This is a genomic window from Chryseobacterium sp. AG844 (assembly GCF_003182335.1).
Taxonomy (GTDB): Bacteria; Bacteroidota; Bacteroidia; order Flavobacteriales; family Weeksellaceae; genus Chryseobacterium; species Chryseobacterium cupriresistens.
Map to the genome: position 1 here is coordinate 19,970 of NZ_QGTV01000022.1, position 23,234 is coordinate 43,203.

21 protein-coding genes are annotated in these 23,234 nt (G+C 35.4%); 11 read left to right on the plus strand and 10 right to left on the minus strand.

The features are described from left to right. Window positions 1–361: 361 nt before the first annotated feature. From DEU40_RS18210 to gndA, 4 genes are all read right to left on the minus strand, one after another. A complete protein-coding gene (locus DEU40_RS18210; RefSeq protein ID WP_110011163.1) occupies window positions 362–991 on the minus strand; it encodes a TetR/AcrR family transcriptional regulator in 630 nt (209 codons plus the stop codon). 664 nt (window positions 992–1,655) lie between these two features. After that, a complete protein-coding gene (gene pgl / locus DEU40_RS18215; protein WP_110011164.1) occupies window positions 1,656–2,366 on the minus strand; it encodes a 6-phosphogluconolactonase in 711 nt (236 codons plus the stop codon). Between the two features lie 25 nt (window positions 2,367–2,391). After that, the gene (gene zwf, locus DEU40_RS18220; protein WP_110011165.1) at window positions 2,392–3,873 is read right to left on the minus strand and encodes a glucose-6-phosphate dehydrogenase; all 1,482 of its coding nucleotides are present in this window, start codon (window positions 3,871–3,873) and stop codon (window positions 2,392–2,394) included. 11 nt (window positions 3,874–3,884) lie between these two features. Then, entirely contained in the window at window positions 3,885–5,303 is a 1,419-nt protein-coding gene (gene gndA, locus DEU40_RS18225) for an NADP-dependent phosphogluconate dehydrogenase (protein WP_110011166.1), read from the minus strand. 253 nt (window positions 5,304–5,556) lie between these two features. Here gndA and DEU40_RS18230 point away from each other — a divergent pair, with 253 nt between their 5' ends. Next, the gene (locus tag DEU40_RS18230; protein WP_110011167.1) at window positions 5,557–5,916 is read left to right on the plus strand and encodes a prevent-host-death protein; all 360 of its coding nucleotides are present in this window, start codon (window positions 5,557–5,559) and stop codon (window positions 5,914–5,916) included. A gap of 165 nt (window positions 5,917–6,081) precedes the next feature. Here the strand turns inward: DEU40_RS18230 and DEU40_RS22875 are convergent, their stop codons facing one another. Beyond that, window positions 6,082–6,384, minus strand: a complete 303-nt coding sequence (locus DEU40_RS22875) for a LuxR C-terminal-related transcriptional regulator (protein WP_181398002.1) — start codon at window positions 6,382–6,384, stop codon at window positions 6,082–6,084. A 773-nt stretch (window positions 6,385–7,157) separates the two neighbouring features. On the opposite strand from DEU40_RS22875, the gene DEU40_RS18240 reads away from it, so the two are divergent. Together DEU40_RS18240 and DEU40_RS18245 are read left to right on the plus strand one after the other, a co-directional pair. Continuing rightward, window positions 7,158–9,980, plus strand: coding sequence for a T9SS type B sorting domain-containing protein (locus DEU40_RS18240; RefSeq protein WP_110011169.1), 2,823 nt, complete (start codon window positions 7,158–7,160; stop codon window positions 9,978–9,980). Window positions 9,981–10,030: 50 nt separating this feature from the next. Beyond that, window positions 10,031–10,468, plus strand: coding sequence for a hypothetical protein (locus DEU40_RS18245; protein WP_110011170.1), 438 nt, complete (start codon window positions 10,031–10,033; stop codon window positions 10,466–10,468). Window positions 10,469–10,555: 87 nt separating this feature from the next. Here DEU40_RS18245 and DEU40_RS18250 read toward each other — a convergent pair whose 3' ends face one another. Together DEU40_RS18250 and DEU40_RS18255 are read right to left on the minus strand one after the other, a co-directional pair. Next, on the minus strand, window positions 10,556–11,155 hold the full coding sequence (locus DEU40_RS18250; protein WP_110011171.1) for a helix-turn-helix transcriptional regulator: 600 nt from the start codon (window positions 11,153–11,155) through the stop codon (window positions 10,556–10,558). Window positions 11,156–11,307: 152 nt separating this feature from the next. Next, the gene (locus tag DEU40_RS18255; protein WP_110011172.1) at window positions 11,308–11,994 is read right to left on the minus strand and encodes a hypothetical protein; all 687 of its coding nucleotides are present in this window, start codon (window positions 11,992–11,994) and stop codon (window positions 11,308–11,310) included. A gap of 195 nt (window positions 11,995–12,189) precedes the next feature. Between DEU40_RS18255 and DEU40_RS18260 the strand changes: the two genes are divergently transcribed. From DEU40_RS18260 to DEU40_RS18275, 4 genes are all read left to right on the plus strand, one after another. Beyond that, entirely contained in the window at window positions 12,190–14,484 is a 2,295-nt protein-coding gene (locus DEU40_RS18260) for a reprolysin-like metallopeptidase (protein WP_110011173.1), read from the plus strand. Window positions 14,485–14,486: 2 nt separating this feature from the next. Next, a complete protein-coding gene (locus DEU40_RS18265) occupies window positions 14,487–15,188 on the plus strand; it encodes a T9SS type A sorting domain-containing protein (protein ID WP_110011174.1) in 702 nt (233 codons plus the stop codon). A gap of 279 nt (window positions 15,189–15,467) precedes the next feature. Further along, window positions 15,468–16,184 (plus strand): SGNH/GDSL hydrolase family protein, encoded by a 717-nt coding sequence (locus tag DEU40_RS18270; RefSeq protein ID WP_110011175.1) that lies wholly within the window; start codon window positions 15,468–15,470, stop codon window positions 16,182–16,184. A gap of 5 nt (window positions 16,185–16,189) precedes the next feature. After that, the gene (locus tag DEU40_RS18275) at window positions 16,190–16,648 is read left to right on the plus strand and encodes a PKD domain-containing protein (protein ID WP_228406560.1); all 459 of its coding nucleotides are present in this window, start codon (window positions 16,190–16,192) and stop codon (window positions 16,646–16,648) included. A gap of 65 nt (window positions 16,649–16,713) precedes the next feature. Here DEU40_RS18275 and DEU40_RS22225 read toward each other — a convergent pair whose 3' ends face one another. From DEU40_RS22225 to DEU40_RS18285, 3 genes are all read right to left on the minus strand, one after another. Then, window positions 16,714–16,866, minus strand: coding sequence for an iron-containing alcohol dehydrogenase (locus DEU40_RS22225; protein ID WP_146207876.1), 153 nt, complete (start codon window positions 16,864–16,866; stop codon window positions 16,714–16,716). A 292-nt stretch (window positions 16,867–17,158) separates the two neighbouring features. Further along, a complete protein-coding gene (locus DEU40_RS18280) occupies window positions 17,159–17,488 on the minus strand; it encodes a transposase (RefSeq protein ID WP_110011207.1) in 330 nt (109 codons plus the stop codon). A 246-nt stretch (window positions 17,489–17,734) separates the two neighbouring features. Then, window positions 17,735–19,159 (minus strand): helix-turn-helix transcriptional regulator, encoded by a 1,425-nt coding sequence (locus tag DEU40_RS18285; RefSeq protein WP_110011177.1) that lies wholly within the window; start codon window positions 19,157–19,159, stop codon window positions 17,735–17,737. Between the two features lie 577 nt (window positions 19,160–19,736). Between DEU40_RS18285 and DEU40_RS18290 the strand changes: the two genes are divergently transcribed. From DEU40_RS18290 to DEU40_RS18305, 4 genes are all read left to right on the plus strand, one after another. After that, window positions 19,737–20,435 (plus strand): hypothetical protein, encoded by a 699-nt coding sequence (locus DEU40_RS18290; RefSeq protein WP_137906032.1) that lies wholly within the window; start codon window positions 19,737–19,739, stop codon window positions 20,433–20,435. A gap of 90 nt (window positions 20,436–20,525) precedes the next feature. Continuing rightward, on the plus strand, window positions 20,526–20,948 hold the full coding sequence (locus DEU40_RS18295; protein ID WP_110011179.1) for a transposase: 423 nt from the start codon (window positions 20,526–20,528) through the stop codon (window positions 20,946–20,948). Window positions 20,949–21,506: 558 nt separating this feature from the next. Beyond that, window positions 21,507–22,094 (plus strand): TetR/AcrR family transcriptional regulator, encoded by a 588-nt coding sequence (locus DEU40_RS18300; RefSeq protein WP_110011208.1) that lies wholly within the window; start codon window positions 21,507–21,509, stop codon window positions 22,092–22,094. Window positions 22,095–22,185: 91 nt separating this feature from the next. Then, window positions 22,186–22,992: an SDR family NAD(P)-dependent oxidoreductase gene (locus tag DEU40_RS18305; protein WP_110011180.1), complete on the plus strand. Its 807-nt coding sequence runs from the start codon at window positions 22,186–22,188 to the stop codon at window positions 22,990–22,992. Window positions 22,993–23,234: the final 242 nt, after the last annotated feature.

The following is a 23,234-nucleotide window of genomic DNA, read 5'->3' on the forward strand; positions in this document are numbered from 1 at the left end:
CGCTATTTTAAACTATTTCATAGATTTAGCTTAATCAAAAGCATCGATAAAGAGAAATTTTCACATCAATATCAAAAAATAATATACTGATTTACAACATATTAAATAAAATAATGAAAAATCTTATAATTTTACACACTTAGCGGTGTCTTATTTTATATATTTGTACAAACTAAAACCATCTACATATTTTAAAACACTTTTTAGGTTGAAAAATAAGACAATTCAGATTGTATTATTTTAGTTCCCTCACTTTATGAGAATTTCGGATACGAAACAACTAAGGTAGAAACACAACTTACATACAGACCATTAGATTTCTAATGGTTTGTTTTTTTATAAGTTCAAATTCCAAAAAGTTCTAGAGGTTTTTGCAGGTATAATGCAGCAGGAAAGAAACAGCTTTTTTTATTTCATCCCGTCCTTTGGTCGTGCTTACATCTATTCCGCAGAAAATACTTCCATTGATTTCGGCATACATATTCAGGTAGTATAATCCTGACGTCATGATTGCCATGATGGCGCGAACATTTTCAGCATTATTTTTAAAGTGGAAATCGATTAAAAGCTTAAAAATATATTCTCCGTTTTTTCCCTGAGTTTCGGTGAACTTTTTTAAAGATCTACGGGATTCTGATAACCGCCAAAGCAATAGTTTTTGTGCCTCTTTGTTGCTGTGAATATAATCAAATTGAGAGAAAAATGTGTTTTCCATAAAGGATTTTCCTCTATCGTCCACCTGAGGTTTTATTTCCTCAATCATTATTTTATTCCAGTAATCCTGTGACTCTATATACTCATCTATCAGACCATCTATTCCTCCAAAATAAGAATAGATCATTTTCTTATCGACCCCGGCTGCAGCAGCAATACTATTCACTTTCAAGGCAGTATATCCTTTTGTTCTCAGTATTTTTCCAACTGCATCCAAAAATTTTTTTTTACTTCGTTCCCTGTTCCGGATATTCCCTGCTGCTGACTTTCTTTCCATGGTACACTTTTCAATCGTACAAGTTTATGAATTTTTTTTCATTTTAGACACTTTTTAGTGTCTAAATGTATATGTTTGCATTAACTAATAACCATTTTATATAAACAGACAATCAGAGTTGTGAGATTGAGAGTGATTAGATTGCACCGTTAGTTACCTCAGTATAAATATTTTACTATTCCATTACTGGGGTAAAACATTACGACAGCATCATTATACATGATGCTGTTTTTGATTAATAAGGGTATTTTTTTAGTTTTTGATCAGTTAAGGCTTGATTTTTTTAAATTTCATGACCTGATACAAGTCCCTTTAATAAAGGTTTTTTTCACGTTACCAGACTGTTGATAATTTTTTTTTATATTTTTTTTCATGTTAGACACTTACAAGTGTCTTATTTTGTATATTTGCTTCAAACTAATAACCATTTTTATATAGAAACACTCATTGAGTTGAAAAATTAAAAGTTTCGAACAAAAAGCAACTAAGGTAAAAACATTAAATGCAGCAGCATCATGAGTTCTCTAATGGTGCTGTTTTTCATTTAAAACTTATTTTAGTTTAACCTACAGAAAATTGTATATACCGGGAATCCGGTATTAGAATAGTTGATATGAAGAGAGACTGTCCAAGGACAGTCTCTTATTTTTAGGTTGAAGTTGTATTAGCCTTTTGCTTTCTCATCTGTAAAAAACTGAAATCCATTCTTCTTCTCAATAAGCTGCATTGGATATAACGAAGGATTATATTCACCATTCAATACTTCATTCAGTGCATGCTTTTTAGATTCCCCGAATGCAATAACCAGGATATTTTCAGCATTATTAATGATGGGTGCAGTCAATGTAATTCTGAACATTTCCTGAGGCTTAAGATAATAAGCAGATACCCATTTTTCTTTTTCATTTAAAACATCTTCGCCTGGAAATAATGAGGCTGTATGGCCGTCATCTCCCATTCCTAACAGGATAAAATCAAAAACACCTTCATCACCAAGAACAGTTCTTATCTGCTGTTCATAAGCTTTTGCATAGTCTTCAGGAGTTATTCCTTCGGCATACATAGGAAAGATATGGCTTTGGTCAACAGGAACCTTACTGAGAAGTGCCTCATCTGTCATCCGGAAGTTGCTCTTATCATCGTTTAAAGGAACCCATCTTTCATCTACCCAAAAAAAGTAGACTTTATTCCACTCTATCTTTTCTTTATATTCCGGTGTTGCCAATAATTTGAAAATAGCTTTAGGGGAAGAGCCTCCACTTAATGCCACCACAAAACGGCCATTTTTCTGAATAGATTTTTTTGAAAGATCAACAAATGCATCTGCTGCCTTTGTATACAGTTTTTCCAGATCGTCAAATACTGTGATATTCATTTTTTCTGTTTACATTTTATTTTGTTTATACCCAGCTGTGCCCTTGTCTTTCCACCAAAGCATTAACATCTTCCGGACCCCAGCTTCCTGCTTTATAATTCGGGAAAGATAAATCTTTGTTATTTTCCCATGCTTCCTGTATGGTAGTCACAACATCCCATGCCTCTTCCACCTGATCAGAACGCATAAATAAGGTAAGATCTCCTAAAAGAGCATCCTGTAACAAGGTTTCATACGCTTCCGGAGTATCTTCCTGACAGGCAAAATTATCGAAAATCATTTCTGCAGGCTTCAGATCCAGTGTCAGCCCGGGCTTTTTGGTCATGAACTGTAATCTGATATCCATCATGGGCTGAATATTAATGATCAACCTGTTGGCAGATAAAAGATGTGGGCTGTCTGAGAACGTTGAGTGAGGAAGCGGTTTAAACTGAATGGTAATGTAAGAATGCTTTTCTTTCATTTTCTTTCCGGTACGGACATAGAAAGGAACATCCTGCCATCTCTCGTTATCCAGATAAAATTTAATTGCTGCAAAAGTCTCTGTATTGGAATCAGGAGCAATTCCGTCTTCCTGGCGGTAGCCTTTCACTTCCACTCCGTTGATGGTTCCTTTTCCATACTGGCCTCTTACCGCATAATGATCAACCTGATCTGAAGATATTCTCCGAATTGATTTCAGAACGTCAACTTTCCGGTCTCTGATTTCACCTGACTGCAATGAAGCCGGTGGTTCCATAGCCACCATACACAGGATCTGCAACAGGTGGTTCTGAATCATATCTCTTAACGCACCTGTCTGTTCGTAGAATGCTCCTCTTGTCTCTACTCCAACTTCTTCCGCTACCGTAATCTGTACCGATTCTATATATTTATGATCCCATAAAGGCTCAAAAATAGAATTTCCAAATCTGAAAGCCAGTATATTCTGCACCGTTTCTTTTCCCAGATAGTGGTCGATACGGTAAATCTGCTCTTCTTCAAATGTTTTTGCCAAAAGGCTGTTCAATTCAACAGCAGATTGTTTATTGTGACCAAAAGGCTTTTCGATAATGATACGGTCTTTTTTCGGATCAGAAGCTAGTAAAGTCGTTTTGATATGATTGGATATTGTAGAAATAAAGTTGGGCCCGATGGATAAATAAAACAGTCTGTTTGCTCTCATTCCGTAAACGGTATCGAAATCCTGCAGTTTCTGCTGCAGATTTTCGTAAGAACTTTCTTCATCCAGCTGATGCTGAAAGTAAGTAATATGAGCCTGAAAACCTGCCCAGTCTTCGGAAGTCACTTTTTTTCTTGAGAAACTTTCAAGGTTTTCTTTGATATAATTTCTGAAATTTTCGTTGGTATTTTCTGCTCTTCCCAGTGCTACAATATTGAAGCCTTTGGGCATTCTGTCATCGATATATAAGTTGTAAAATGCCGGAAAAAGTTTTCTTTTTGCCAGATCGCCTGTAGCACCAAAAATAACAATAGTTGTTGGCTGCAAGACTTTATTTTGATTCATTTTTCCGAATTTTAGTTGTTTGCACTCTGCCAGGAAGTATGGAAAACTCCTTCTCTGTCAATACGCTGATAAGTATGAGCTCCGAAATAATCACGCTGAGCCTGAATAAGATTCACGGGAAGAGATTCTGTAGTATATGCATCAAAATATCCTAAAGCTGTCTGAATTCCCAGGCTTGAGATTCCGTTCGTAGCGGCATATCCGGCTGTTTTTCTTAAACCTTTGATTTTTGACTTTACCAGTTCTGAAATTTCTTTATCAAGCAGAATATTAGAAAGGTTAGGGTTTTGGGTATAAGCAGAATAGAATTTCTCCAGCAAAACTGAACGGATAATACATCCTCCTCTCCAGATTTTCACAACATCTTTCAATGGAATTTCAAAGCCGTATTCTTCAGATGCTTTTACCAGTAAAGATAAACCTTGTGCATAGCTGATTAAGGTGGAAAGGAAAAGAGCATCGCCAACCTCCTTAATGAATAATTCTGTATTTTCAGGTTTTACAATTTCGTTATCGGCATATATTTTTGAAGCCTGAACTCTCTCGTTTTTATAAGCAGATAAAATTCTTGAAGTTACCGCAATATCAATGGTAGGAATAGAAACTCCGATTTCCATGGCCTGTTCTGAAGTCCATTTTCCTGTTCCTTTCGCTCCTGCCTTATCTAAAATCTGATCTACAAGATAGCCATCTGTTAATGAATCTTTTTGAGTGAAGATATCTCTGGTAATTTCAATAAGGAACGAGTTCATTTCGCCGTTATTCCATTCTTTGAAAACCTGATAAAGTTGTTCATTATTTAAACCTGCTCCTCTTTTAAGAAGATCATAAGCTTCACTGATCAGCTGCATTATGGCATATTCAATACCGTTGTGTACCATTTTCACATAGTTTCCGGCAGATCCTTTTCCCATATATGCTGTACACGCTTCGTTGTCTACTTTGGCTGCAATGGCTTCCAGCATCGGTTTCAAAAGTCTGAATGCTTCCGGATCCCCTCCAGGCATTATACTTGGACCTGTTCTGGCCCCTTTTTCACCTCCTGACACTCCCATTCCCATAAAATGCAGTTTTTTGGATGCCAGGTCAGCAACACGTCTGTTGGTATCTTCGAAATAAGAATTTCCTGCATCAATCACGATATCGCCTTCGCTTAAAAGCGGGGTAATATTTTCCAGCACAGCATCTACAGGTTTTCCTGCAGGAACCATAAGAATAATTTTTCTTGGAGCTTCCAATGCGGATACAAAGTCTTCTAAAGATCCTGTACCCTTCACCTTCATTTCTGAAGCAGCTCCGCCTTCTAATTCTTTAACTTTCTCCTGATCAAGGTCGAATCCTGCGATTGAAAACCCGTTGTCAGCGATATTATAAAGCAGATTCCGCCCCATTACTCCAAGGCCAACCATCCCATAACTATATCTTTCCATTATATTGGTATTAATATGAATTTTTGTTATACAGAGAATAAAATTACGGAAATGCCTATAATGAAAAAAATAAAAGGAAAGAAAATGTTTGTTACACTTTTGTTACGTCCTCATTTATAAGCCTCTAATATTCACATTTTCATATGATTTTGTGTTTATAGAATAAAATTCAATCATTAATATGGGAATGATCTATTAAAACAGTCGGTTTTTTGGCATAATTAAACTTATATTTGCCAAAATTTATAAAGTAATGAACTATAAACTTGAACTCAACACTCAGGAGCCTAATTCTAAAATCGTTTTTAATAACATCATATTTGATTCGTTCAAGATTAATATAGTTGAAAGATATATCGGTTCCATGAAGGCTCGCGCTACGTTATGCGAAGTTTTATTTAAAGTAAGAACTCTGGATGATGTACTTATTAACAGAAAAGATGGTAATATAAGAGTAAAGATAAAGGGGGATGATTTTGAAACGTATCAGAAATTATCCCGCGATCTGAATTCTTATGAATACAAAAACAAACTGATTAACAGAAAAGAGGTAGAACAGAATTATGTTCATTTCATCCTGAGTTTAGTGATTACAAATTATCAGCTTAACTAAGCTGGCCGGGTATTTTCCCTCTGAATATTACGGAGGGAAAATTCTCGTACGTTAGTAAGGACATAGAAACAACTATTTTTCAAAGCCTTGAAAAATAAGATTATAAAGAGAAGTACATTTTGTTTCTCGGTACTTCCGGACTGGAAATGTTTTAAAAAGTAAAGTTTAAATCAAATTATTCGTTATTACGTAGGATATTGCTTCAATTATATTTTTCACTCCAATTCTTTCAAACAATTTGCTTCTGTGAAACTTTATTGTACTGGGCGACACAAACAGTTGTTCTGCGATTTCTTCTATTTTTAATTCCTGGAGATACAGCCGTATAATTTCTATTTCCCTTAATTTTAGGGCAACTTTAGATTCTTCTGTCCATTTTCCCGTGAAGAGATTATACTTCCAATAGGTTTCTGAGGTACTAGAAACGATCCTGATATTTCCCGCAGACCGGTTAAGAGAATAGGACACTACACAGACTATTTTGGAGATTTCTCCATCATCAAAGAGTTCTATAGGTGTAATCTAATGATTGACAAGCACATCTACACTGTTGACATATTTAAGATGAAAAATCATAGGTAATAGTGTGTATTTTTTTCTTCGGGTGACAGGCATTTAAAAAATTTGAGTCCGTAAGTATTTAATTTTCTTAGTATAATTATATTCAGCCTTAGGCCTATTGTAAAAATTATTTAAAAGACAAAAAACACCTACTTTTATTAAATTTTCAACATCAAGTGAAATTTTTCAACATAATATACACACAAAAACAGGCATTAGGCTGAATATTAAAAAAAGAATTAAAATAAAAATCAAATACTCTCTTTACTGAAAGTATTTGAACATAGGTTCCTTTCATATTAATTCATTAAACTTTGATTTAAAACTATACAAAAGTATAATCTGTTTATATTTTTATTAAATTATTTTTACAAAGCAATAAAATGGAAACTGCTCTAAGAAAAAATATAAAAATTAAATAAATCTTATCCTGCTATAATCAGACCATTAATTAAGCCCTTAGGTGCACAATCTTGTATCTAAAGCATCAAACGGCAATCATATACCTCTGAAAAGGTTTCCCTCTTTTTAGTATTCTCTTATTTTCAGACAATTCAATTATTACTTTTTTAATAGAAATGGTATATGGAAATATGACAATTAATAAAAAATTAATAATAAAATCATAATCGTTTTAAAAAAAAGAATTCGTAATTTTTAGAACGAAAATTTAACGATGCATGAAAAGTTTTATATTTTGTTTATTGTTCCTTCTATTGAGTTCCCCTCTTTCGGCGCAAAGAGACACAGATCATTGGTTTGCACCTTATTACGCCTCAGTAAATTATACACAGGCACTCTATCTTTCTACCGATTCTGCAACTCCTTTTGTTGTTACAATTAACAGCAATAATATTCCAATAGGTAACGTAACCATAAGTAAAGGGTCTCCTCAGACCTTTGTGGTGCCAGCTAGTATTATAGCAGCTAATGTTGCTTCAAATGCATTCACTACTATCAATAAAGGTTTATATGTACATGGAAGCAAGCCATTTTACTGTTCATTAAGAATGGTAAGCGGTACTGTACACGCTGAAATTATAACAAGTAAAGGAAAAGCCGGTATAGGCAAAGAATTTTTTGTAGCCGCAACTCCTACTACTGCATCACTTAACATATTTAACTTCTCAGCAGGCATATTGGCAACAGAGAATAATACAGTTATCACCACTACTTGGAATGGAAATGTGACATTCTTTGGAGGAACACCTGCCACCCATTCGCAAACAATCACTCTCAACAAAGGACAATCCTTTATTTTCGCCGGAGGCCCTGGAGTAGGAGGTCAAAATATATCAGCTTTTATCGGAGCTAAAATTGTTTCTGATAAACCGATTACGCTTACCAACGGAAATATCAATGGAAATTTTGGAAACAACACCAGCATGGGATCTGATGCGGTTCTTGATCAGTCTGTACCTACAGATAGACTTGGAAGTACTTTTGCCATGGTGAGAACAAGATCTACCAATCCCGATCTTGAAGGTGGCATCATTGTAGGAACAGAAAACAATACACAAATATTTATTAACGGTTCCAACACTCCTGTTGCGACCATCAACAGCGGTGAATTTTACAGAGTTTCAGGAAATAACTATGTGCAGCAGGGAAATTCCGGACATTTCAATATGTTTATTACGACTTCAAAAAATGTCTATTTATATCAGTTGGTCTCTGTAAATAACAGCAGTGCGACGGTTGGATTCAACTACATTCCGCCATTGAACTGCTTTTTACCCCGAAAAATTGATGAAATCGGGAAGATCAATGAAATGCCAACAGGACCAGGGGTAACAAGCACTGTCCCAACCGGCACTATTGTAAAACTGAATATTTTAACGGAAACCGGAGCCAATGTGACGGTAAACGGTATTACTCCCACCGCCGTACAAGGACCTTTTCCATTGACAGGAAATAGCAGCTGGGTAACATATGCTATCCCATCCATCACCGGAAATGTAACTGTAGTTTCTGATAAAGCTGTAACAGCAGGTATTAATGGTGGTTACAGCACATCAGGATACGGGGGTTATTTTGCAGGTTTCTCTTCCATCCCACTGATTTCAAAAAAAACCGGAGATTGTATTCCGGGTATTGTATTGGAGGTAAATGACAGCTACGATACCTACCAATGGTTTCTCAACGGAAATCCTATCAACGGAGCCAATACCAATACTTATGCTCCAGTGGCGGCGGGAAATTACACCGTGAAAATTTCAGTAAGTACTTGTCCACCGGCAACCACTCCCGTCTATAAAGTATACACATGTCTTCAGGAATCTACAAAAGCGATTACTGTTTGCGAAGGCAACCTGACTATCATACCAGAATTTACCAATTCCACCCAAACTTATGTTCCGAGTACAGTAACGATTATTACTCCTCCAACAAACGGTACTGCTACCATTGATGCTGCAGGAGTAATTAATTATGTTCCCAATTTCGGTTATCTGGGCACTGATACCATTGTTTATAAATTTTGCGGAAATGACCCGGAGTTTACAGATTGTGAACGGGTAACTGTAACACTTACTGTTTCAGAAAGCCCAATTGTAAAAGATGCAGCTTTAAGATCATGTTTCCAGCCATCCAATCCGTTGCTTGGGATATTTAATTTAACAACGGCAGGAGTTAATGTACAACCGGGAATTACTAAGCAGTACTATCCATCTCCTACTGATGCCCATAACGGGACAAACGAAATTCTGACTCCCACCAACTACATTGCTCCTAACGGAGTGGTTTACATTAAGGTAAGCAATGCCAGCGGATGTTATAAAATTGCAGAAGTAACTCTCACGGTTATTCCTCCTACCTACTCAGAAGTATTAAAGGATAAAATTATCTGTATGGAAAATACAACCACACTAGATGCAGGGCCAGGCTATACTTCTTATGAATGGAGTACGGGAGCGACTACACAGTCCATCAAAAATGCAGGGGTTGGAATCTACTGGGTAGATCTGAAAACCAGAGAATGTACCACCAGACAAACAGTGAAGGTTTATGCTTCTGAAAACCCTGTTATTTCAGATGTTAACATTAATAATAATACAGTTACCTTAAATGTAATTGCCGGTACAGCGCCTTATCAATATTCGATGGACAATATCAACTGGCAGAGTGAAAACATATTTACCAATATATCCCGCGGAAGCCATACTTTCTATGTGAGGGATTCATATAACTGTGTTCCTGTGCAGGTAGAAATTACGGTTCCTAATCTAATTAACATCATCACCCCTAACGGTGACGGAATCAATGACGTACTTGATTATTCTGCTTTGGCAAATAAAAGTAATTTCACATTCGGTATCTATGATAGATATGGAAGTAAAATTCATACAGGAAGTAAATTAAACGGATTCAAATGGGACGGAACTATGGACGGTAAAAAAGAACCTACAGGAACTTACTGGTTTGAAATGGGCTGGAATGAGAACAATACAAAACAAACTCCAATAAAGTATACAGGATGGATTGTAGTAAAAAACAGGAACTAACACCAACCTTCCATAGTAAAATCTCCAACATTTAAACCTCTATTTTTATTATGAAAAAGTTATTGTATATATTCTTCATTACTAATTCATTATTACTGTTGGGCCAGAAAAACAGTAACATACAATTTGCGGTTTACAATGATGCCATTGGAACCAGCAGCATGTTTAATCTTTACAAAAGCAGTATTGAAAAATTAAACTTTTTTAAAACCAAGGCCAGTCTGCCTTCTCATTTAAAAAAGTTTGACTATCTGGCTGACAACGGTTTAATAGAGATCACGTTTAAAAAAAATGAAGGTTATCCTGATAGTTTACCGCTGGAAATGCTTAATGAGCAGAGCAATCTTCCTAAAGACAGACCTGTGTTTATAGAAGGATATCAATTTAATGACACCACTATCCGGGTCTACAGTGAAATGATCACCAACATTGAACTTAAAGATTGTAATGGATTGCAATGCATCTATATTTCCACCATAAGAAATTAATGTCCGGGATTTCCCTTTATTAATTGACATGCAGAGGTTATTTCACATTTGAAGTAACCTCTTTTATTTTATTAAAGAGGATGGATTTTATTTCAACAACCTGGAAAACCATACATAGATATCCATATCACCGGGAATATTCAGTTTTTTCCTTAGATTATATTTTTTGGTCTGTACGGTTCTCACTGAGGTAAAAGTATATTCAGCAATTTCTTTGGTAGAAAAATTGAGATAGATGTAAGCACAGAATCTTATTTCCGATATTTTTAAAGGAGAAACTTTCAGCAGTTCTTCTGAAAAGTGCGGATAATACTCATTGAAACGGGTCAGAAACTCAGGGCTGTTTTCTTTGGCAAGCTGTATCACTTCCTTAAAAATACTCTCCTGTACAGGCATCTGATGAGGGATATCAATTTTATCCAGATTTTTACTTTTGTGCTTTCTATAATAATACAGGAAAAGAAATATAAAAAGAAGACATGCGGCAATACTCAACGACAGGATGAAGAAAAGTTCTTTTGTTTCCTTCTTTCTATTGCTATTTTCCAATTCATTCTGTTTATCTACAGCATCATTCAATGTCTGGTTTTGTCTGTTGGTTGAAGACTCTATATCCAACAGCCAATTAGTGTAATAGGCAATGCTGTCTTTCTGTCCCGTACTTTTATACAGATCCTTCAGCTCCATTGCTACCGACTTTTGATAATTCTCGCTTTTATAATAGTTATTTGCGATATTTTTACATATCCATAAATGATGCTGGGCCTCAGCAATTTTCCTGATGGATTTAAAATACCTGCCGGCATAATATGAGGTAATGTATCGTATTCCTATTTCATCTATTTTTTTTCATTCTGGATGGCTTCCTCAATATATATTTTGGCAGAATCAGGTTTGTTGAGCTCAAGATACATTCCGCCAAGATACGGTGAGGTTTTATAACTGTTGCTCAATCTGTTCTTGTCTATCCTATAGAGATTATTTTTGTTTTCTCTGTAAATTTTAGAATACTTATATGCTGTTTTATAATGTTTTAATGCTAATTTTTTTTTATTAATTTCATTGTATATTCCTGCATACTGCCAGTTGATCAGATAAATAAAGTAAGCATTATTGGTTTGAATTACTCTATCATAGATTTCATCCAATTGTTTCAGAGAAGCAACTCTTTCTCCTAATTTCTGGTATAGCAGTGACCTTTGAAGATGGAGATAAAATAGGACTTCAAAATCTGTATCTGAATTGATTAGGTTTTCTTTTTCCACTTTATCAGTGTAATAAAAGGATCTCTTCATATCACTGTTTCGGTTATAGATATTGGCGATCTTCAGATACCCTAATGCTACGCAATCATTATAAGAATTTTGCTTGCATACCTTAATAAGACTGTCAATTATCTCTATTTCCTTTGATCCGGCTGTAGAAAATTCAATATCAAAGAGAACATTTTTTAATTCTTCTTCTGTATGCTGCGAATAGAAAAAGGAAGAAATCAAAAAGAATAAAACAGGTAATTTTTTCATCATAACGCTATCCAAATAAAATACAATATTAATACTACTTCACCACCACATAACCTAAAACACATACGTATTATATACACCACGTACAAAAATCGCAATATTACATTATTTATAATACAAAATTAGCAATTACTTTTGAATACCCGAATATTATATTCATTCTTCGCAATACCACTATTTAAATACCTAATTTTTAAAATGAGAAAAACTCTATTATCATTATTTTTGATTTCAGGTTTCTGTCTTTCCAATGCCCAAAGATGGGAGACCTCTTCACAAAAAGTGTCTGAGATCAGAAGAGAGGTAAAAATCAAGTATGCTTACAAAACTGATATTAATGCATTAATACAGTTGTTAAAAAACGCTGAGGAGACCGGCGCCAATGCAAGAGCATTAACGATTCAATTACCAACGGCAGAAGGAACCATAGAAAAGTTTGCGGTGTACAGCAATCCTGTGATGGAAAAATCCTTGGCTGAAAAATATGGATTAGGATCTTATGTAGGAGTGGGAATTGATGACCCCTCCAAATATGTAAGATTCAGTACATCCCCTACAGAAATACAGTCAATGATTATTAAAGACGGTATCTTCCAGTTTATAGAACCTGTCACAACAGATAAAAAAACCTATGGAGTATTCTATAAAACCGAAAGAACAGAGTCTGAGCATGGCTTTAGCTGCAGTATGGAAGGCAAAAAGGAACTGGATATCAAATCTTTAAAGAATTCCGGAAAAAATAAACTTGCCGGAATCAATATTACCGGAAGACCTGCCGCATCTATGTACAGAACCTATAGACTTGCCTTGTCTGCAACGGGTGAATATACTACTCATTTCGGAGGGATGGCAGGAGCTGTTGCCCAGATGAATGCTACTATGACTCGTGTCAATGGTGTTTTTGAAAAAGAATTTGCAATCCATCTTACCATACAGAATTTCCCCAATATCATCTATGCTAATCCGGCCAATGATCCATACACCAATGATTTGAACGGGCAGCTTCAACAAACCTTAACTGCTCAGGTAGGCAATGCCAATTATGATATAGGACATGTCTTTAATGCCGCCGGAGGAAATGGTAATGCAGGATGCATAGGATGTATATGTACCGACCCTACCGCAGCAAAACCGTTAGGTAAAGGTTCTGCGTTTACACAAAATCAGAATCCTGTGGGAGACACCTTTGATATTGATTACGTAGCTCATGAAATGGGACATCAGCTTGGAGGTAACCACACTTTTTCTACAGTTATTGAAAGCTCAGATGTCAATATAGAACCGGGAGGAGGAACAACCATTATGGCCTATGCAGGAATCACTGCCAATAATGTTCAGATGAACAGTGATGCCTATTTCCACTATTCATCCATTAATCAAATCCTTAACAACCTTGAAGGTAAAGTTGAGTGCGGCGTAGCTGAAAACATTGCCAATAATGCACCAGCTATTACCCCGCTGATTTCCTATACTATTCCCAAAGGTACAGCCTATTACCTGGATGCCAATGCAGTAGATGCCAACGGGGATCAGTTTACCTATAACTGGGAACAGTATGACAGCGTAGGCTCTACAAGCTCAATCTCAGGAGACAGCGGCTGGGGATTCAATCCTGAAGGTTCACTTACCCGTTCTTTTCCTGCAGTGGCTTCGGGAAGAAGATATTTCCCTAGCCTGCCTGTTGTAATGAGTGGTAAACTGACGAATAAAGACACATGGGAAACAGTTTCATACATTCCCAGAGTATTACATTACGCGGTAACAGTACGTGATAATAACCCGAACAGACCTTTAACGATTTCTGTAGAAAATACAGTAACCGTTGGAAATGACGGACCTTTCAAATTCAAAGGATTAACTCCTTCTACTACGCTGTATAATAATGCTTCCAATACCATTTCCTGGGATGTTGCCAATACCAACCTTGCTCCATACAACACAGCCAATGTAAAGATTGAATATACAACCGATCTGGTTAACGGATCAGCATGGACAGAACTGGTAGCTTCAACGCCTAATGACGGAAGTTTTGAAATACAGATGCCTGCTGCGCTTCAAGGAAATATTAAACTGCGAATTTCAGCAGTAGGAAATATATTTTATGCCGTTTCTCCTACACTGACCGTAGGAAATGCTCCTGCTTCTTTAAATAATCCTCCATCGGGACTCGCTGCATTCGATAATGATATATTAAAAACTTCAGCAACTGTTTCATGGAATCATGTACCGGGAGCAACCTATTCCGTGAATTACAGGAAAGCGGGAACAGCAAACTGGTCCAATGCTGCCAGCCCGGTTAGTTCTGTGCTATTAAATAATCTTGAAGATGAAACCTCTTATGAAGTTCGTGTAGCCGCTGTGATTAATAATGTTCCCGGAGCATTTTCTCCTGTGTATAATTTTAAAACAAAAGGATTGCGCACCGGATATGATTACTGCCTGATGACTACAGGAGGAAACACTACAATCAGTCGTATTTCAGTGGAATATTAAGAGTGACTTTAGCCAATGTGGATTTAGCTGGAAATGGGACAACCGTTCAGCACGCTTATAAAGATTATTCGGAAGACCCTGCCAAACTGATTCAGCTTACTCAGGGCGCGCAATACAATATGAACTATATTGTGTATGCTAACCGTGCTGGAGGAAACTATCAGGATTGGGTACAGGCATGGATTGATTACAACAGAAACGGAGTATTTGAAGCTTCAGAAAGAATTGGGATTAACGGTGCAGCTCCTGATGCCAATAAAAGACATCAGGGAAGTTTTGCATTTGCAGTTCCGGCCAATGCTTACAATGGTGACAAAACATTAAGAATGAGAGTAGCCAGCGGATTTTTCAATGCTTCAGCTGATGCATGTGCAAGTCCTTTCGTAGATGCCAATGGTAATCTTTTCTCCCGTGGTTCGGTATGGGATTTTTCTGTAAAGATCAATGCAGCACTAGGAGTTAAGGAGTCCGTTCAGTCATCTTCTGATCTTGAAATCTACCCTAATCCTGCGGATACATTTGTAGAGGTAAAAAATCTGAAAGGTAAAGCTGATTACAAAATTTACAGTGCAGACGGAAGACTCGTTCAGGAAGGAAAACCGGACGGAAAAAGAATCAGTGTTGCCTCATTGATCAAAGGAGTGTATGTGATCACGATAAAAGATGATAAGGCGACATATCATACAAAACTAATCAAGAAATAGTTGTAATAATTAGTGTACCGTGTACCTGTAGGTTATACGTGATGCCTGCAGGTACTTTTCTAAGTCAATTAAAAAAAATAAACCCAGTCATTAACTCATAGTAAATCAAAATCTCTAACAAAGTAAATAAACTAACATTTTCATTTTAAACACCTTTTAATGCAGTACCTGCAGTATAGATTAGGTTTTCTGCAGGTACTTTTAAAAGGTTTAATAATTAAAAAACGGATAAAGAAAAGTATATATCTATATTGATAAAAAAACATTTTTAATCATCGTTTGTGTTGCGATGAAGTTCTGTTTATAGGAAACAGCGTCACCTATTTTAATGACACGCCTGAAATTTTTAAAAATATAGCGGCTTCAAAAGGGAAAAATCTATCTGTAACAACACATACTCCCGGAGGAACCGGATTTGTGAATCATGTAGATGATGCTTCATTGTATCAAAAGATAAGATCTAAAAACTATAAATACGTGATCATGCAGCCCGGAACTGCGGAATCTGCAGGTCATTCTTACCCTGTTTCTGTTACCGCTGAACGCGGCCGTAAAATCAGGGATTCTATCCGCAAATACAGTCCTTGCTCTAAGATATTTCTGTATGAAATTCCCTATGGAGTACCCTCTGCGAACGAATACAATACCTATTTCGCTTTTCAGCAGAAAATTAAGGATTCCATTACGAAGATGTCTAACCTGATGCAGGTGGAAATGGTTCCTGCCGGAGAATCTGCAAGGCATTACTACAATTCTTCCCAGGATCTGGCTCTTCACGGATCTTATAACGATATTCATCCTGGGCCTAAAGGAAGTTATCTTGTGGCAGCTTCTATGTATTCTGCAATTTTTCAGGATCATGTTTTTCCATCCTCTTTTTATAACGGACTGCCTCAAAACACGGCTAAAATTTTCAGAATATTGCAGATCTTGTTTTTTTTAATAATCCGCCACAATGGAACAGTAACGCGTTTCATCTTCATTCGGATTTTATAGCAGGAATTAATGGAACAACTGTAAATTTCACCAATCATTCCGCCAATTACACATCTGTATTATGGAACTTTGGTGATGGCATCACTGATTCATCATTGAACCCTGTGCATCAATATACTGCACCGGGAAGTTATACAATCTCGCTTACGGTCATGAAAAATTCATGTGCAGAAACTTTCAGTAAAACAATTACTATTGGTTCTCTGGGGACTGCGGATATGAAGGTACAGCCTGAGCTTACATTTTACCCTAATCCTGTGAAAGATTTCTGTCATATCAAAAGTAAAGAGAAAATAAAGGACATTATGGTTTATGATATGGCTCAACGGAAGCTTTCTGACTGGAAAAGCCTTCATACTTATGATATACAATTAGATTTTTCAACTTATAGTAAAGGCGTTTACATGATCAGTATTCTTTATGAAAACGATCGTAGGGAAAGCATTAAAATCATGGTCAAATAAATGCAAAAGAGAACTCGTCTGAGTTCTCTTTTTTGTTGTTTATGAGGTAATCCATTTACAAAAGACTATCCTGCAACCACTTTTTCTGCATATACCACTCCTTCATAGCAGGCATTATAAATCGCCTTCAATTCTTCTAAAACAGGAACTCTCGGGTTGAATCCTGTACAAAGATCTGCCAGAGCGTTGGCTGCAATATAATCCAGGTTTTTATCCAATGTATTTTATCATCAATACAGACCTGAAGCTTTCCCTGTTCTACAATAAAAATACAAAAATGATCTTTTTTATGGGGATTTCCATAGGATGACAGATGTTCTTTATTCAAATCAAAAACCTGGAATGACAGCTTTTTATCTTCCTACTTCTGAATATTTTTTTTAATTTCCAGTTTCTTCATATTTCCTTTTACCACAGCAAATGTACCATTAAAATAGAGTTATAAAACGATGGTCTGCAAGGATATCTTTCTCCATAAATTGGTTTTTCACTTTTGAAACACACAAGATATTACAGGAGAAACAGTTTTTTCCACTTGGCAATGGTATTCCTGCTCAATTTAAAATATCTTGCTAATTCAGCATTATTCAGTTTATTATTTTTCTGATAGCTTAGAATTTCCAGAATTGCAGTTTTATCATAGGAACGATGTCTTTGATTGGCAAATTCGGTTTGTTTATTGGCTTTAGGAAAAAGAATATTGTTAATGGTAATTACATCTTTTACTGAAAATATGGGTTTTGACAATATAGATTCACATTCTTGTTTTTTTGCAGGGTATTTCAGACGTACAAGGTCTTCATATATCCTTTTATAGCCGGGAGATTCGGGTTTGTGCATAGATTCTTTATTCTTAATCAAAAATCCCCGGAAAGGGGCCGAAGTGTGGCTGGTCTCCGGCCAATAATAACTAAACATACTTCGCCACAAAAACTATATTTTAATAAAAAATTCCGAACAGATCGATTTTCTTTATTGTTATAATTCTCTTACAGCACAAATTTGCTTTATTCTCCTTTCGTCTCGAAAAAAACAGGTATGACACAGGTATTACAGTGAGTTAATCCCGGTAAAAATCCACTAAAATTATCTCAAATTAAGCATCCAGAGATAAATATCCTCATCTGACGAGATTCCCAATCTTTTGCGTAAACGGTTCTTTCTTGTCTGTACAGACTGAGGCTGAACAAAAGTATATGCAGCAATATCTTTGGTGGAAAAATTAAGAAACAACATGGCACAAAACTTGAGCTCAGTACTTTGCAGCTGAGGTTCAAGTTTCATCAGTTTGGGTACAAATTCAGGATAAACCTCCTGAAAACGGGTAAGGAATTCCGGATCATTATTTTTTGCCAGTTGTATCACCTCTTCAAAAGCTACATTCAATTTTTGATTAAGCTCCTTCGTTTCTATTTCCCTGACATTTAACATCTTATTCTTCTTTTTTATTCTTTTATTAATCATAAAGAAAATAACTGCCAAAATTCCAATTCCCCCAATAATAATATAGAGCAAAAGATGATTTTCATTTTTCAATTTTTTTTGTTTTTCTTCCACAAGAAGATCTACTGTATCCTTCAGATTATTATCGTCTATCTTTTTTAAACTGTCATTGAGTCTGCTGTATTTAAGCTCATATTTATTTTCATTATCAATCTGCCCGGTTTTTTCGTATGATCTGGATATTAAGCCGTACAACTCTGATAATTTTCTGAAGTTTTTTGCTTTTGCAGCAAGCACTATGGCCTTTTCATAATTGACAATAGCTGCATCATATTGCTTTCTCGCATCACAAATTTGCCCTAAAAGCTTATATGTTGCAAAATCATTATTCCCCCAGTCAACAGCTATAAACTGGGCAGATTTTATATAATACTCCGCAGAATCAATTTTATTTTCATTAAGTTTTGCTTCGGATAAAAGGAGCATGGCTGCTTTCAGACTGGTATTCATCCCCGTATCCATTTTTTTTGATTTTTTCAATTCATCAACAATTTTCTTTCCATAGTAGGTAACAGAGTCGTACATTTTTTTCTCAAGATAATTTCTCCCTACCTGAACCAGAATCATTCCCTTAATAGCATGCCTGGTAGAATCATTTTTTAAATCATCCGCCATTGTCAGATTCTTTTTCAACTTTTTTAACGATTCATCATACATTTTAATTCCTCTGTAATTGATGCTGTATAATATATTCATGGAAATTTCCTGATCTTCAGCATTCGAGTTTTTGAACTCAGGTTCCATCATTTTTAAATAATAATTGCTTTTATTATACCTGTATTGCATGGAAAAAGCCAGTGCCAGATTATAATATGCAGATAATTTTCCTTCCGCATAATTAATATGTTTAGCATCATCCAGTATTGAAAGATTCAATGTAATCATATCATCTGTCTGGCCATCAATAAGAAGAGCATTAGACTCCTCCAGCCTTTTATCAATAGTTGCTGTGGTAATTTTAGGTTGTGCAAACAGCAGTAACGGGAAAAACAAAATAATAAATTTCATAGTGTATCAAATATGTCTAATATATATATGTATATAACATGTATAAAAGTAAAAATTTATTAATTTAATTTCAAAACAAGAATTTTAACCTTATAAAAATCAATAACAATAAAACTTAATATAGATCTTTCACATGCATCTTTACTTCTTTTCAGGGGCAATGATAAAATATTTACATAAAAAAATGCCCTATAGAGCCATTACATACATATGACATACCTATGACATTCAATAGTATTGATGCTTTAGCTTATTTTTCAAAGTTGTAATCTGATTCTTATTTGGGTCTCAAAATATTCATCCTTATTCCCTGATCAAATGAAAGACTCACTAATTCCTATTAAAAGTGTAATACAGTGAACAATTTTAAGACATCTATACTTTTTCATTAAAAAAATAAAATACTCATTACCAATAAATTACTACAATGTCATAGCTATGTCATAGGTGAAATTTTGTACAACATAAAGCCTGGAATGTAATATTGCATCAACAAACTTATCCATCTGATTTCCAACAAATACCGGTTACGATCAATGGATCATGAGCTCAAAACAAATAAAAAATATATACATCTATGAAAAAATTTTTATTACCCACTGCTTTACTAGCTTTTTTGAATGTGTATTCACAGGTTGGTATGAATACTACAACCCCCAGTGCTACAGTTGATGTAGTGAGTAAAGGAAACACCAATGCAACAAAAGCTTTAGAAATTAATGACAGTACCAATAAGGAACTTCTTAGTGTATCTGATGATGGATCAGTGCGCCTGGAAAATTATAAAAACTTCAGTTTATTAGGCACTGATGTTAATGGTAACCTGGTGAATGGGACAACAGCAAGTATTCCTTCTATTGTAGGAATTGCCACAGGGATTGCGTCAACCAGTGACCTTTCCGCCAATACGGAAGCTAAATATAATTTTACTGTGAACAAAATTAATTCTGCAAATCTATCATATAGCTCAGGTAACTTTACCGTATTGAAAGCAGGATATTATGGTATTTCGCTTTATACAAAAAAAGATGTCAGTATGAACTCTCCTACAACCGGAGGAACAGTACAAACCTTTATAAAGAAAACTGTTGGAGCTGCTACAACTGAACTCTCAGTAAATCAAAATGGCTTAACGGATAATGTTTCTTTTGAAGCCAATACTATAGGAGTAACAGCATATTTTAATGTTGGTGACATAATAAGCTGCAGAGGTAATTACACAAGACCTCACAGATTAACTACAGCTTCATTGAGCATTGTATATTATGGTACCTAATCAATTTCCTTTATAGAATACTTTATTTTTAAACTATAAAAGCCACTTTTAAACCATCACAAAAGTGGTTTTTATCCTAATCCGTTGATTATGCTTTTTAAAGACATTCACATTGGTGCGCTAATACAAAAACGGGTACAGGAAATCGGATTCTCGTCAGACAGGCTCATGAAATTCATGCAATGCAGCTGTGAAGAACTGTCTCAGATGTACAAAAGCAAGTCATTGGATGCAGAGGTACTCCTTAAATGGAGCAAGCTACTGACTTATGATTTCTTTAGAATTTATTCCCAACATCTGCTGCTGTATTCACCTCCCCTATCTTCAGATTATTATCAAAAATCAAGACAGGAAAAAACGCAGCTTCCGGAGTTCAGAAAAAATATCTATACTATAGAGATGATTGATTTTATTCTTGAGCTTTTAAAAACAAATGAAAAAACAAAACAGCAAATTATAGAGGAATACAGAATTCCCAAAACTACTTTATACAAATGGATCAAAAAATACTAACCTTATTTATCCATGATCATTAATGAAAAATTTTACTTTGATGCCTGCATCTGATCTCCCTCTGGAAAGTGTATGTTCATCCTTTATTTTTCACAAATTTCCGATTCTATTAACACAGATAAAAAATATAAGATTTATTAAAAACTTCAGCATTACATGTACTTCAGAAATATAATCAGGACCATCAAAAGCAGCAGAAACTCTCAATGATTGAGAGTTTCTTTCTGCAGTTCAATTTTTAATAATCTGCCTTTACTATTTCAAGCTTGTTGATTTTCGCTTGTTTGCTATATAGTGAAGTTTGAAGGAAGTCCTAGTTGCTGATAAAGTTCGCGCAAAGTACGTACATTCAGGTTACCGTTTATCTTTGCATTCAATTTCGGATAAATTTAGAAATTTGATTAAGTATCGCCACTGTAAAGATGAAATTATTTTCCAGTAATTTCTTTTCTATCAGTAAATTGAAACAGATATTCAATAATTTTTCATAAAATAATTAAATAAAATTTGTTTTTATGACCAATCGGTCATATATTTGCTTTATTATTCAGTATGATCATGGCAAAAGGGGAAGAAACCAGACAGTTCATTATAGAAAAAGCAGCACCTATTTTTAATACAAAAGGGATTGCAGCTACTTCTATGAGCGATATTATGGAGGCCACCAAGTTGTCTAAAGGCAGTATGTACGTTCATTTTGAAAATAAAGAAGTACTTGCCTGTGCCGCTGTTGAGCACAACATGCAAATACTGACGGAAAGACTTCAAAGAAACTTAAGCCAATACAAAACTTCCAAAGAGCAGTTATTTGCTTATATTGATTTTTTCAGTGATCCCAATCACCCCCCGGTAGTTGGCGGATGTCCCCTATTAAACTTTGGAACAGAAGCTGACGATACCAATCCGGTGGTTAAAGGAAAGGTAAACAATGGAATAAAACAGGGAGAAAAATTAATTTCCGGTATTATAGAAAAAGGAATTGCCAATAAAGAGTTCAGAGCAGAATGGAATGCGGAAGATTTTGCAACAGTTTTGTTTGCAATGCTTGAGGGTGGACACTTAATGTCAAGAATGGCTGGTAATAACGATAAAATGATAACTATCGTCAAAAATCTTAAAAAAATGATTGAAGAAAATACAGTGTAATTTTTTTTATCCAAAATATGACCGACCGGTCATTTACATATGAAATAATTCTTTTAAAAAATATAATCATAACAATTTAAAAAACAGAACAATGTCAAAAACAGTTTTAATTACAGGTGCATCAAAAGGTTTCGGAAAAGCATGGGCAGAAGCCTTTTTAGCCAAAGGATACAAAGTGGCTGCAACAGCCAGAAATGTAGAAACGCTTGATGATTTAAAAGAAAAATATGGAGATTCCGTATTGCCTTTACCCTTAGATGTAGATAAAAGAGAGGAATCATTATCAGTAGTTCAGAAAGTACACCAACACTTCGGCAGCATTGATATTCTGATTAATAATGCAGGATATGCACTAACAGGTGCGGTGGAAGAAACCAACGAACAGGAAGCAAGAGCACAGTTTGAAACGAATTTCTTTGGAACTTTATGGCTTACACAGGCGGTGCTTCCCATTATGAGAGATCAGAAAAGTGGTCATATCATTCAGGTTTCTTCTATTTTAGGATTGGCTACTTTACCAACCATGGGACTTTATAATGCATCTAAGTTTGCACTGGAAGGATTAAGCGAAACTTTAGCAACAGAAGTAAAAGGCTTTGGAATTAATGTAACTTTGGTAGAACCTAATGGCTACGCTTCCAATATCTGGCATACAGGAATTAATACGCAAAGTAATCCGGTTTATGACAACGTTAAAAAAGCGTTCTCGGAATCCGAAACATCTTTCGGAAGCGTTGAAGCGACAGCACCGGCATTGATAAAGTTAGCAGAAACTGAAAATCCTCCATTGCGTTTATTGCTTGGAAAAGTAGCACTTCCTTTCGTAAAACAAAATTACGAACAGCGCTTAAAAGTTTGGGAAGAATGGAATGATATATCTGTAGAAGCTCACGGATAATTTCCAAAATGCATTAACAAAATAAGCTCCGTTATAGTAAAACGGAGCTTATTTTTTATTTTTTTTTAGCCCGGCAACGCTCTCTTTTTCCGTAGCACTACTTCTCATCAGTCTCCTATTCTACCATCTTACTGTTCACCATCTGAAATGTCTGTTTCGCTGTGAAATATGGCTATTTGAACACATTACCAGTTTCCCAGGCATATCTTAGGGTATAATTTTGTCTCATCAAAAAAGAAAAA

Coding starts and splice junctions, on each gene's coding strand:
- DEU40_RS18305 (WP_110011180.1), top strand. CDS start 22,186: ATGTCAAAAACAGTTTTAATTACAGGTGCATCAAAAGGTTTCGGAAAA.
- DEU40_RS18260 (WP_110011173.1), top strand. CDS start 12,190: ATGAGAAAAACTCTATTATCATTATTTTTGATTTCAGGTTTCTGTCTT.
- DEU40_RS18230 (WP_110011167.1), top strand. CDS start 5,557: ATGAACTATAAACTTGAACTCAACACTCAGGAGCCTAATTCTAAAATC.
- DEU40_RS18295 (WP_110011179.1), top strand. CDS start 20,526: ATGCTTTTTAAAGACATTCACATTGGTGCGCTAATACAAAAACGGGTA.
- DEU40_RS18300 (WP_110011208.1), top strand. CDS start 21,507: ATGGCAAAAGGGGAAGAAACCAGACAGTTCATTATAGAAAAAGCAGCA.
- DEU40_RS18240 (WP_110011169.1), top strand. CDS start 7,158: ATGAAAAGTTTTATATTTTGTTTATTGTTCCTTCTATTGAGTTCCCCT.
- DEU40_RS18290 (WP_137906032.1), top strand. CDS start 19,737: ATGAAAAAATTTTTATTACCCACTGCTTTACTAGCTTTTTTGAATGTG.
- DEU40_RS18210 (WP_110011163.1), bottom strand. CDS start 991: ATGGAAAGAAAGTCAGCAGCAGGGAATATCCGGAACAGGGAACGAAGT.
- DEU40_RS18285 (WP_110011177.1), bottom strand. CDS start 19,159: ATGAAATTTATTATTTTGTTTTTCCCGTTACTGCTGTTTGCACAACCT.
- DEU40_RS18245 (WP_110011170.1), top strand. CDS start 10,031: ATGAAAAAGTTATTGTATATATTCTTCATTACTAATTCATTATTACTG.
- DEU40_RS18250 (WP_110011171.1), bottom strand. CDS start 11,155: ATGGAGCTGAAGGATCTGTATAAAAGTACGGGACAGAAAGACAGCATT.
- gndA (WP_110011166.1), bottom strand. CDS start 5,303: ATGGAAAGATATAGTTATGGGATGGTTGGCCTTGGAGTAATGGGGCGG.
- zwf (WP_110011165.1), bottom strand. CDS start 3,873: ATGAATCAAAATAAAGTCTTGCAGCCAACAACTATTGTTATTTTTGGT.
- DEU40_RS18280 (WP_110011207.1), bottom strand. CDS start 17,488: ATGCACAAACCCGAATCTCCCGGCTATAAAAGGATATATGAAGACCTT.
- DEU40_RS18255 (WP_110011172.1), bottom strand. CDS start 11,994: ATGATGAAAAAATTACCTGTTTTATTCTTTTTGATTTCTTCCTTTTTC.
- pgl (WP_110011164.1), bottom strand. CDS start 2,366: ATGAATATCACAGTATTTGACGATCTGGAAAAACTGTATACAAAGGCA.